The following is an 11,301-nucleotide window of genomic DNA, read 5'->3' as shown; positions in this document are numbered from 1 at the left end:
CTAACTAGCTTGTTAATTCGATTAAAAATATAGTTGGTAATTTCGTTCAATTTTAAGAAATAAACAAGTTATTATTCATTTATTTTTTTTAAAACAAAACCCCTCCGCAAGGGAAGGGTTTTTGCTCTAAAAACATCAATCTTATTTCAGATTATTGCAGTACAATTCTGAATACTTTTTCAGCATTCTCTGTAGAAAGCTTAAAGAAGTAAGTTCCTCTTTCAACTTCTTTCAGGTTTACAGTATTTGTTCCGGAAGAAATGATGTTCTGTCCGGTTTGAACTGTACGACCATTGATGTCTGTTACAGTCAGGTTAAAATTACCTGTACTGAATGTAGACTCAATGAATACAACACCTGTTGAAGGATTCGGATAAATAGTTACTTGCTCCAATGCATTTTCATCAACAGATAACCAGTCACAAGTCCCTAGTGTTACAACCACATTCGCGGTATCATCCGGACAAATCCCATTTCCGGAAATATAATCGTAGTTATATTGTCCAGGGAAATTTGCAGTAGTTATCTGCGAGTTTGGCAATAAGGCATTTGATGGATCATACCAGTCACCATTCAAATCTGTATTACCATTTAAACCAGCCAATAAATCGATAGGTTCATTTCTGCAAGCGGTAATAACACCGTCCTGACCTGCATTTGATAATGCGTAGATTTTCACCTGCGAAACAATTGAATCATAAGCACAACCATCTGTTACACGATATTCAAGGTCGAATGTTTGATATGCAAGACCCGCAGTGTTGAACATGGAATCCTGAATACTCGCATTAACGGATGCAATTGAAGAAGACCATTCTCCTCCGGTGTTGTTACCGTTGATTGTGGTAAACAAGTCTACAACTGTACCTGTACAAACTTCAGTCAAAGGGTTGGCTGCTCCACCTTCAAGAACAATTTCACTTACATTCAGGCTAAAATTTCCTGAAGTAGCATTGAATTTGTCATACATGATATAGTAGGTAGTCCCTGGCGTTAAATCACAAACTGTGAAGTTTGGAGCCAAGCTTGTTCCATCAATTTCATCATCATTTGCTGCAAGCAAAGTAAATGTGTTAAAGTCGGCACAGTTTGTTGCTGTATATACTGCCGCCTGACCGTTATACGAAATTGCATTTGAGTTGATTCTTACAGAACCGGATGCAGGAGCTACGAACGTGTACCAAAGGGTTCCGTTCAAAGTTGTATTTATCCAACCGTCGGTCTCCTGAGCACCTGTTGCAGGTGGAGCGATATCTGTTTCATTTAATGAAACACCTGCACCATTGTTGTTGAATGTGTATGTTTCACCTAATTGTAGGGCTTCCTGATCACAAACGATGTCATTTGTAACTGGCATAACAACAATGAAAGGTCCTGAGAAGGCAGAAGTGTCACCAGTTGTACAAACAGCTTGTACGTACACTTGGTAAACTCCTGACCCCATTAGAGTCGTATCGTAAATCGTATCAGAGAAATTAACACCATTTGCTTCTACAATGGTTCCGCTTCCTAATTGGAAACCACTCATACCGTATTGAATATTGAATGACTCGATAGGGAAAATAGGACTTGATTCTGTCCATGACCAGCTTAATTCCAATGAATCCGGATCTGAAGATCCATTGATTGATGCCGGGTTAGAACAATATGGCAATGTTGTGAAGTCGTGAATCAATGCCAATGAAGTATCTCCGTTTGCACAATTTGCATAAATGTAGATCGTATAATCGGTCAATTGAGTTAGGGAAGAGATACTGGAGAAACTATTTGTTTCAAGTAAGATATTACCTGTTCCTGGTGCAAAGCCTGCAGGACCGTACTCAATGATCCAGTTTGTTTCATTCGAGTAACCCGGAGTCCAGCCAAATTGAATTTCTTCAGCTCCAAGGAAAGTTGTTACGAAACTTTGTGGTTTCGGGCAATCTGTATAGTAGAAGTGAACACATGAGTTGTCCTGCAAATAAGCCGTACTGTTCATGGAAACATTAATGTTTTGATTACCACGTGCACCTATTTCTGCATCAGCTCCATTATCGTATGAAGCATTGTCATGATTTACATCCTCATATACAAAATAAACTTCATGAGTAGCTTCTTCGATAATTAATTCGAAAGTAGTTCCGTCTGTACCCAATGAAGAGAAGAAATGAGCCAAATCCGACCACATTACAACAAATTTGCGATTTGGTGCAACACCCAATGTCTGATAATATACACCGTCATATGGAGTGTTCATATCTTGTACATAAGGGTATAAACCGTTTCCAGCTACCATATTGTAACCTATTTGTGCTGTTTGAGAACCTAATACGACACCACCGTTGTTACCGATTGTAATGTCATTGATTAAACTTCCCTGATATAACAATGGGAATGGTAATGCTAATCCGAATTCCGAATCATCGGTTGTGTTTGCATTTGTTCCTGTAGTGGAAATATCTACGAATCCGGAAGTAGGGCAGTCATCAGACCAATCCATGTAAATTCCCTGATTGTAAGTGTTGAAAGAAAGAGGTCCTGTATAGTAAGATGAATCAGTTGATGAACAAACTGCCAACACATAAACCTGGTAGAATGAGTTTGGAGTTAAATTGGTAAGTGTAAACGGATTTGTCGTAGCAATAACAGAATCACCTGTTCCAAGTGCGAATCCCGGAGGTCCGTACTGTACTTGCCATGACGTTTCTGAACCACCTACTGTCCATCCAAGCTCAATTTCCGTATCTGTTGCACCAAGGTTTGTGAATACAGTTGGTTGAGGACATGTTGGAGCCGGAGCAATGTTTACAAAGTAGTCTTCAGTTTCTCCCCATGTATATGTTCCACATGGGCTGATGCTTCCAATAACTGTTGTTTCAACATTAATGACACGCATCCTGGTGGTTCCAAGAGTTGCTGTCAACGGAATCGTAATTGATCCGATTTCATTATGCGGGCCAACTACAGCAGTTGCTGAAGCATAAACTTCTTCCCCAGGATCTGAGAATAATCCATTTTGGTTATAGTCGATATAAACTTTAGTCATGTTACTAAAACTACCGCCACAAGAACCAACCTGAACATTCAATCCGTAGTTAACGGTTCTTGCAAGAATAGTTGCCGGTAGCGCAGTGTAATTGGAATATTGGTTCAGCATAGATCCTGCACCACCGGTTGTTGAACAGGTAGAGCTATTATTCAATGTTCCGATACTTACATTCAGAATTTCTTCATCGAAGGTACTGGTTGCATTGCTGGTACAATAACAGTTAATGAAGTTACTTGTATTCACGAGAAGTCCGGCTGTTGTATCGGACAATCCGCCACAGGTCATATAAACGCGGTAATAGGTATCAACAGTTTGACTAGCAATGTATGTGCTGTTCGTAGCACCTGAAATATTTGTATAAGTTCCAAGAGCTCCTGTTGGAGAGCTTTGCCATTGGTAAGTTTGTCCTGTTCCTCCTGTTCCTCCTAACAAGGAAAGTGTATTGTTTACAGAAGGACAGATCGGATTATTCGCTGCAGAAACTGTTCCTGCAGTTGGAGGTGATGTACATGGTACGGCCGGAATGAAAGTAATTCCGCCAATAAGCCCTCGTGGATAATTCGCCGGTGTGGATGGATATGCGACCCCTCCCCAGGAAATCCCGTCACCTGTAAGTAAGTTGACACCGCCACCGCTAAAGGTATTGGTACCCGCTCCGCTTGTTAAGGTAGAATATTGCATGGTTGTCGCTGACAAACCGAGCTGGTAGGTAGCTCCTGCAGGAATTGTTAGTGACAAGGATGTTAATGCAGGAACGATCCCGTTTGCAGTATTGGAGTTTGAAACAACTCCCGTACCTGCAGAGATCCACCCGTTTTGTCCTGCTCCAACAGTTCCGAAATCCCATGGAGCGGCATTGTCTACAAAAGGTGTAGTGCGATAAAGTAATTCAATGTTGTTTGTTGTTGTAGACCCTAAATGACATTGGACACCTGTGATAATGATGTCAAAAGCATTGGTGTTTTGCACATTGAAAGTAACGGATCCGTTTCCGTTATTGTTCGGATGATTCGTGGTTATCGTCGTTTGGCCGTAAATGAAACAGCTAAACAGGCAGAATAGACCCAGCCAGAGTAATTTTTTTTTCATAATCTTAGAGTTTCCACAAAAATAGGTAAACTGACATTGTTAAAAAACGTAAAAGGCAGTTTCAACTAATAGATAGTGAGTCTATTAAGTGCAGTGAAAAGGGGCGGATTTTGTATTTTCCACTTGCGAATGAATATTTGATTGTTTCCAATTAACAATCGAGTAATTAACACATCATTAATTTTTTATCAACAAGTTGTTTATTTAACAAAAAATCACTTGCCTTATCAATTAATAACATTGCAATTAAATAATTTACGCTTAGCTTACGATAAATTAATTATTAATATGATTTCCTGGTAATGCAATCGTCAATGGTAAGATGTCTATGAATGCCCAGAATGATTAATTTTGTTTCATGAAAGATTTAAACGGTAAAGTTGCTCTTGTTGCAGGAAGCACTCAAGGTATTGGGAAAGCAGTTGCATTAAAATTGGCGGCTATGGGCGCTAATGTAGTATTATTGGCACGTAATGAAGAAAAATTGAAGCTTGTGAAAGAAGAACTTCCCCGGGAAGATGCTCAAACACATGATTATTTAGTTGGCGACTTTACAAATCCTTCTGATTTAAAACAGAAAATCACGGACTATCTTTCAAAAGGAAAGTCAATTGATATTTTAATAAATAATACCGGGGGACCTAAAGCAGGACCCATCATTGACGCGGATATCAGCGAGTTTCTTTCAGCTTTTAACCAGCATTTGATCTGTAACCATATCCTGGTTCAGGCTGTTGTACCGGGGATGAAAAAACAAGGCGGCGGAAGAATTGTGAACATTATTTCTACTAGTGTGAAACAACCTCTTCCCGGATTAGGAGTTTCAAATACGATTCGCGGTGCTGTAGGAAATTGGAGCAAAACCCTGGCAAATGAATTGGGACAGTTTAATATCACTGTAAATAATGTGCTTCCCGGAGCAACTAATACCACAAGGCTTCAGGAAATTGCATCCAATAAGTCATCAAAAACAGGAGATTCGGTAGATACTATTTTCGAAGAAATGGCTGATGAATCACCAATGAAACGAATCGCTAAACCTGAAGAGATAGCGGCTGCCGTAGTATTCTTGGCATCTCCAGCAGCAAGTTATATCAATGGAATTAACATTCCCGTTGACGGTGGAAGAACCAAATCACTTTAAAACATTTACGTGACCGATAATTTGTTCTGAAATATTTGATCTGGATGTGTATTTGATCTTATACGTGTAAGTTCCGTCAGGAACCAATAAATCCTTATAGGTTCCATCCCATTCCCAGCGAATACTGTTTGAGTGGAATACCAGCAGTCCCCAGCGATCGTAAATACTAACCTCGATCTCTTTGATATTGATCATAGAGGCTTTGAATGTATTGTTAAACTGATTGCCATCCGGTGTAAAGGTATTCGGAACATAAATCCAGTATTCTTCCTGGATAGTTATCGGTCTTACGGCTGTATCCTTACACCCAAGGTAATTGGTTGCAATTAAAGTAACATAATAGGTTCCGGGAACATCGTATGTGTTATTCGGATGTACCAGGGTAGAAGTCTGTCCGTCACCAAATTCCCATTCGTAGGTATTCCCGCCCGAAGTAAGATTTTGAAAAGTAATGGGAAGATCTTCAAATAAAGTATGACTCGAAATAATAAAATTTGCGATCGGTTCTATGACTGTTATATTGGTCGTTCCTTCAACTGTAAATGTTTGACATTCATCAGAAACGGAAACAGTATAGGACGTTGAAGTGTACGGATTGACAAAAACCTGGGAAGTCGTTTCTCCGCTATGCAGCCAATTGTAAAAATACTGACCATATCCTCCTGTCGCACTTACACTGATCGGAACAGTATCTCCCGGACAGATGATTTGATCAGGAGACATCGTAAGCACCAAAGGAGGACTTGTAATGATATATAAAACACTGTCAATGGCAGAAACGCCACATTGATCAGTCACTTCAACAAAATACATAGTGCTGGTACTTGGGATAACATCCAGCGTATCATTTGTTCCCAGAATAGTTCCATTTGCCAGGCTCCATGAATAAACAAAATTTCCTGCACCACCCGTAACCTGAACAGTCAGTTCTTTCGGAACATAAGGACAGATTTCTGTAATATCAGGAGTTGTAATTAAACCGATTGGCTGGTAGACAGGAACTGTTACCGTAGCTGTTGCATTCGCCGTTTGTTGTAAACAGGCATCTGTGACAGAAACAGTATAGTTTTGTGTTGCAGGTGGATTGACAATAATAGAAGCCGTAGTTTCTCCCGTACTCCACAAAATGGTATATGGTCCCGAACCTCCGCTTGGAATAGCAGTAAGTTCTGCTTCATCCTGCGGACAAAGTTTAGTAACAGAGTTTACAGTGACCTGGACAGGCTGAATATCATTAATTTTAAGATTAATTTCCAATGGATTAGAACCACCACATGGGTCCGGAACCGCAAAAATCAAATCAACGGTTTCAACTCCTTCGGTGAGGCCGTCTGTCAATGCATTGAAATTGAACTGAGCGGTGGATTGACCAGGAGCGAATGTAACTGAATTGGGAATATTGGAATAATCTATACCTTCCGTAGCAGTCCCGCTAACTGTAATCGGAACTGTCATTGCAGCAGCTGTAGAACCATTGCGGGTTAATGTGACAGTGGTATTTACACAGCCTTCTGCCATGGTGACGCCATCATTGAAAGCATCAAATGACATTGCATAATCAACTTCAACCGGAACTTTGGAAGTAAGACTGTTTGCTTCAAGGAAAATTCCCGAATCAAAGATTCCATCACCCGCGTCTGCAATTGCAATGATCAAATGATATGTTTGCCCACATTGAACTTTCGAAACAGCTTCCAGTACTTTGGTAAAACCGTCGTATTGAATATAGCTGGAAGATCCGTTGTAAGGAGCTTGATTTCCATTTCCATTGTTTACAAAATAAGCTGGATTACTAGCTCCGCATGCATTTACCCCGCTTCCGGTTCCTCCGGGATTCCCGTTGTTCACATTGTTGATCGTAACGGTCGACCCATTTGGCAGTTTTGCTATATTCTGAGCTCCTGAAATTCCGGGACCACTAATGAAGAAGGCAAAAACATCATTGAATTGGGAACAGACATATTCTGGGTATTCTTCTGACCCGAATACATATTTGAAACGAACTGTATCGGAATAAGGAATGAAGTCAAATTCAAGGATTGCAGCATTGTGAGTACTTGAATTAGGGGCTAATAAATTTGTTAAAGCAGAGAAGCCGGGATAATTGTTGTCGTAACCTGAATTGGACGAGTTATTTGGTCCTTGTGGCCCGTTTCCGTTATTGGCGATGGTTCCGGTTGTGATTACAACACCGGAATTGATTCCGAGATTTGTACCGTTAGCTGTAAATTTTCCAATTGCTACGGATGCTCCGGAGTAGCTAATGTTTGAAACAGTAACTCCCGGCCCGAGAAGTGTGTTTTGAACCAAAGACGCAGCACTTTGTGGTGATGTGACCAATTGACTCATCAGGGAAAAAGGAAAAAGAAGTGCTATTATCCAAATTAGCTTCATATAGTAAATAACGTTCCTTAAATGGAATAGTTGTTTGTTCAAATACAAAAAGCGAACCAAAATGGAAATATACTGATTAAACGGTAGGGATCAATGATTTATCAGTGAAAAATTCACAAATTAATTGAAGATTCCCTGAAGTCCGCAAAGGTTTGCATAAGTGCCTCCCAATGCGATCAGATCCTGGTGTTTTCCCCGTTCAATGATTTGACCTTTTGACAATACCAGGATTTCGTCTGCGCTAATGATCGTACTCATTCTGTGTGCAATGATCAGGGAAGTACGGTCTTTCATTAATTCATCCAATGCTCCCTGAACAATACGTTCGCTTTCTGTGTCTAGTGCAGAAGTTGCTTCATCCAGAATAAGTATCGATGGGTCTTTTAAAACGGCACGGGCAATACTTAGACGCTGTTTCTGGCCCCCGGAAAGTTTATTTCCGCGTTCCCCGATTACAGTATCGTATCCGTTTTCCAATTGTTCAATAAAGGAATGTGCATGTGCGATTTTTGCAGCCTGAATAATCTGTTCCATGGTAGCTTCGTCTCTTCCGAAAGCGATATTGTTTCGAACAGTATCATTGAATAAAATAGATTCCTGTGATACGATCCCGATGTTTTTATGTAAATCTTCCAAACCGTATTCTTTGATGTTGATATCATCAATATAAATAGCTCCTTCGTTAACATCATAAAAGCGCGGAAGCAGATCGGCAATGGTAGATTTTCCGCTCCCCGATTCTCCGACAAGAGCAATTGTTTTACCGCGTTTCAGATCAAAATTGATGTTCTTTAGAACCCATTCGTCTTTGTATTTAAAGCTGACACCTTCCAATCGGATCTCATTCTTCAAACCGTTCAGGCTTTTTGGATTTTCAGCTTCGTAAATGTTTTCATCCGTATCGAGGATTGCGTTGATACGATCTCGGGAAGCTTCTGCTTTATTGAGGTTACCGACAGCGGTCGCGATTCCCTGGATTGGTCTAAGCAGTTGAGAAAAGACAATAATGAAAGTAATGAATTCAGCTCCCGTCAGACTGTTTACATCCTTGTCCAGGATCATGATACCACCAAACCATACGAGGCAGATCATAACCGTTGCACCCAAAAATTCATTGAGTGGCGGAGAAAGGTCTTTCTTTCGGAAAGTACGGGTTATCAACTGCTGATGTCTTAAGTTAATTTTACGGAAGCGTTCCATCATGAATGGGATGGCATTGAATGCTTTGATCACTTTGATTCCGCCCAATGCCTCTTCAATTGTTGAAAAAACAATCCCGTTTTGTTCTTGTCCCAGTTTGGCAGTACGTTTCAAACTTTTACCGATTCTGGAAATTACAAAGGCAGAGACAGGAAGCAGGATAAAAGAAATAAGGGTTAGTTGCGGGCTGATATATAACAAAGCTCCCACCGCTGTGATAATAGCAAAAGGTTCTCTGTAAATCAGTTCCAAAATGGCCACAACGGCAATTTCAATTTCTCCCACATCGCTGTTCATTCGCGACATCAGATCTCCCTTGCGCTCCTCCGTATAAAACGAAAGCGGAAGTTTCATTGCTTTGGAGAAGATTTTGTCTTTCACATCCCGGACAACAGCCATTCGTAATTGCGACTGATGCCAGATTGCACCGTAACGGGTTAAATTCTTAAGGAAAAAGGCAGCAAGTACGGAAACACACACAAAGAAAAGCGCATCTTTCGGGTCCTCCTTTACCATTTCCTGCATGGTATAATTAAATAAATCTTTGCAATAATTGAAAAATGCAACAAATCCTCCATGATAAACCGGTTTTGGGTAATTCGTAATAAGATCCGGTTGGAAAATCAATTGCAGGAACGGGATAAACAACACCATGGACAGGAGATTGAATATCACAAAAAGAAGGTTAAACACAATCGTAAGTATCGCCGGAGCTTTATACGAAAATGTGTATTTGTGGAATGCTAATATCGATTTCATGCAGTACAAAGATATGTTTTTGTTGTCCTTTGTGTATGAACGAGTTTACAATTCTTAACTTTGCAGCATGAGTTCAATTAGACAAAACCGGATTGAGGGTGTAATTCAAGAGGAATTAGCGACTTATTTTCAACGCAATGCAAGTGAAATTTGCCTTGGTGCAATGGTGAGTGTAACGATTGTAAGGGTAACTTCTGATTTATCTTTGGCGCGCATTTACTTGTCAGTTTTTGCTGGTCCCGATAAAAAAGAAGTATTGGAAAATATTCAGCAAAATTCACGCAAAATCCGTGGGGAAGTAGGGAAACGTTTAAAGAATATGCATAAAATTCCGGATCTTCAATTCTATATTGACGATTCATTGGATTATGCTGAAACCATTAATAAACTGCTGAAAGATTAAGGTTTCATTTTTCATAGCGAGAAGATACCTTCGGTATACCAGGAAACAGCGCAATCTTGTAAATTGGATTACACGGATTTCCGTTGTGGGAATTGCAGTTATTACAGCTGCATTGGTGATTATTTTGTCTGCCTTTAATGGAATTGAACAAATGGTTTCCAAGTTGTATTCCGACTATGATCCTACAGTTACCATGCGTTCACTGGAAGGGAAAACATTTGATTCCACGACTGTAAATCTGAGTGATCTTCGTAAAATTCCCGGTGTAATTTCATTGTCCAAAGCTATTGAAGAAACCGTAATTATTAAGCATGGAAAAAAATGGGTAAATGCCCGCATGGTGGGTGTGGATTATTCATTTGTCGAAGCCTGTAACCTGGACAAACACATGGTTGACGGTTATCCTTATTTGGAAGAAAACGGGGAACCAACTGCAGTCATCGGTGCAAGCTTGCTGGATAAGATCGACGGGTACATTTCGGAATTGGACGGCTACGAAGAGTTGACTTTATATACACCGTTGAGAGATGCTTCCATGGCCCGTTTGAAAAGTCCTTTCAAAGTTTCTCCATTGAAAGTAGTGGGGAGAATGAATTACAATAAAGATGTAAATGCTTCAGATCTATTGGTTCCGATCAATTATGCGGAAATTCAGCTGAATTATGGGACCGATATTACTGCAATTTATTTCCATGCGAATAAGGAACAGGTTGAAAGTGTTAAAGAAGTTCTTATTGCCAGATTCGGAAAGAATTTTAAGATAAAAACCGCTGCTGAAAAGAATGAATTAATTTTCAAAACGAGTGAAAGTGAAAAGAAAATCGTGGTTCTAATCTTGCTTTTCATTTTCGTACTGGCAGCATTTAACCTGGTTGCTTCGCTGAATATGTTGTTCATTGAGAAAAAAGACAACATAGAAACGATGGAACGTTTTGGTGCTACCAAACAATTTATTTTTCAGATCTTCTTTTTTGAAGGAATTTTAATTGCTTTTAAAGGAATTGTCATCGGATTGATCCTGGGAGTTGGAGTTTGTTTGCTCCAGGTTCAATATGGATTATTGCAGATGCCGAATTCAGACGGAGAAGCATTCCCAATCATTCTACAGGTTAAAGATGTGCTGTTTATCTTCGGGACGGTGGCTATTTTAAGTATTCTGTCGGCTTATTTTCCGGTGCGTTATTTGGTGAGGAGAACCATCGACGAGATATAATCGAGCGTCATTGTGAACGAATTAACTAAATGGTTTACAGTTTTGAGCTAAAGAATTGTATTTCAGTGAAT

At 39.9% G+C, this 11,301-nt stretch carries 6 protein-coding genes; 3 read left to right on the top strand and 3 right to left on the bottom strand.

Annotated elements, in window-relative coordinates:
• Positions 1-151 precede the first annotated feature (151 nt).
• On the bottom strand, positions 152-4,117 hold the full coding sequence (locus tag K0S23_RS10480) for a GEVED domain-containing protein (protein WP_300356934.1): 3,966 nt from the start codon (positions 4,115-4,117) through the stop codon (positions 152-154).
• 358 nt (positions 4,118-4,475) lie between these two features.
• Between K0S23_RS10480 and K0S23_RS10475 the strand changes: the two genes are divergently transcribed.
• Entirely contained in the window at positions 4,476-5,261 is a 786-nt protein-coding gene (locus K0S23_RS10475; protein WP_300356932.1) for an SDR family oxidoreductase, read from the top strand.
• On the opposite strand, the gene K0S23_RS10470 is transcribed toward K0S23_RS10475, so the two are convergent.
• Positions 5,253-7,655, bottom strand: a complete 2,403-nt coding sequence (locus K0S23_RS10470; RefSeq protein ID WP_300356930.1) for a choice-of-anchor L domain-containing protein — start codon at positions 7,653-7,655, stop codon at positions 5,253-5,255. The genes K0S23_RS10475 and K0S23_RS10470 overlap by 9 nt on opposite strands.
• Before the next feature lie 120 nt (positions 7,656-7,775).
• Positions 7,776-9,614 (bottom strand): ABC transporter ATP-binding protein, encoded by a 1,839-nt coding sequence (locus tag K0S23_RS10465; protein ID WP_300356928.1) that lies wholly within the window; start codon positions 9,612-9,614, stop codon positions 7,776-7,778.
• 67 nt (positions 9,615-9,681) lie between these two features.
• Between K0S23_RS10465 and rbfA the strand changes: the two genes are divergently transcribed.
• A complete protein-coding gene (gene rbfA, locus K0S23_RS10460) occupies positions 9,682-10,017 on the top strand; it encodes a 30S ribosome-binding factor RbfA (RefSeq protein ID WP_300356926.1) in 336 nt (111 codons plus the stop codon).
• Positions 10,018-10,102: 85 nt separating this feature from the next.
• Positions 10,103-11,230 carry an FtsX-like permease family protein gene (locus tag K0S23_RS10455; RefSeq protein WP_300356924.1) on the top strand — a complete coding sequence of 376 codons (1,128 nt, stop codon included), beginning with the start codon at positions 10,103-10,105 and terminating at the stop codon, positions 11,228-11,230.
• The last annotated feature ends 71 nt before the right edge of the window (positions 11,231-11,301 follow it).

This window comes from Fluviicola sp. (assembly GCF_029266855.1).
GTDB lineage: Bacteria > Bacteroidota > Bacteroidia > Flavobacteriales_D > Crocinitomicaceae > Fluviicola.
The sequence above is the reverse complement of the archived record's forward strand: the minus strand, read 5'-3'. Positions and strand labels throughout refer to the sequence as shown.

Excerpts from the sequence above, each read along its gene's own strand:
- K0S23_RS10475 (WP_300356932.1), top strand. The coding sequence starts at position 4,476 with ATGAAAGATTTAAACGGTAAAGTTGCTCTTGTTGCAGGAAGCACTCAA.
- rbfA (WP_300356926.1), top strand. The coding sequence starts at position 9,682 with ATGAGTTCAATTAGACAAAACCGGATTGAGGGTGTAATTCAAGAGGAA.
- K0S23_RS10470 (WP_300356930.1), bottom strand. The coding sequence starts at position 7,655 with ATGAAGCTAATTTGGATAATAGCACTTCTTTTTCCTTTTTCCCTGATG.
- K0S23_RS10465 (WP_300356928.1), bottom strand. The coding sequence starts at position 9,614 with ATGAAATCGATATTAGCATTCCACAAATACACATTTTCGTATAAAGCT.
- K0S23_RS10480 (WP_300356934.1), bottom strand. The coding sequence starts at position 4,117 with ATGAAAAAAAAATTACTCTGGCTGGGTCTATTCTGCCTGTTTAGCTGT.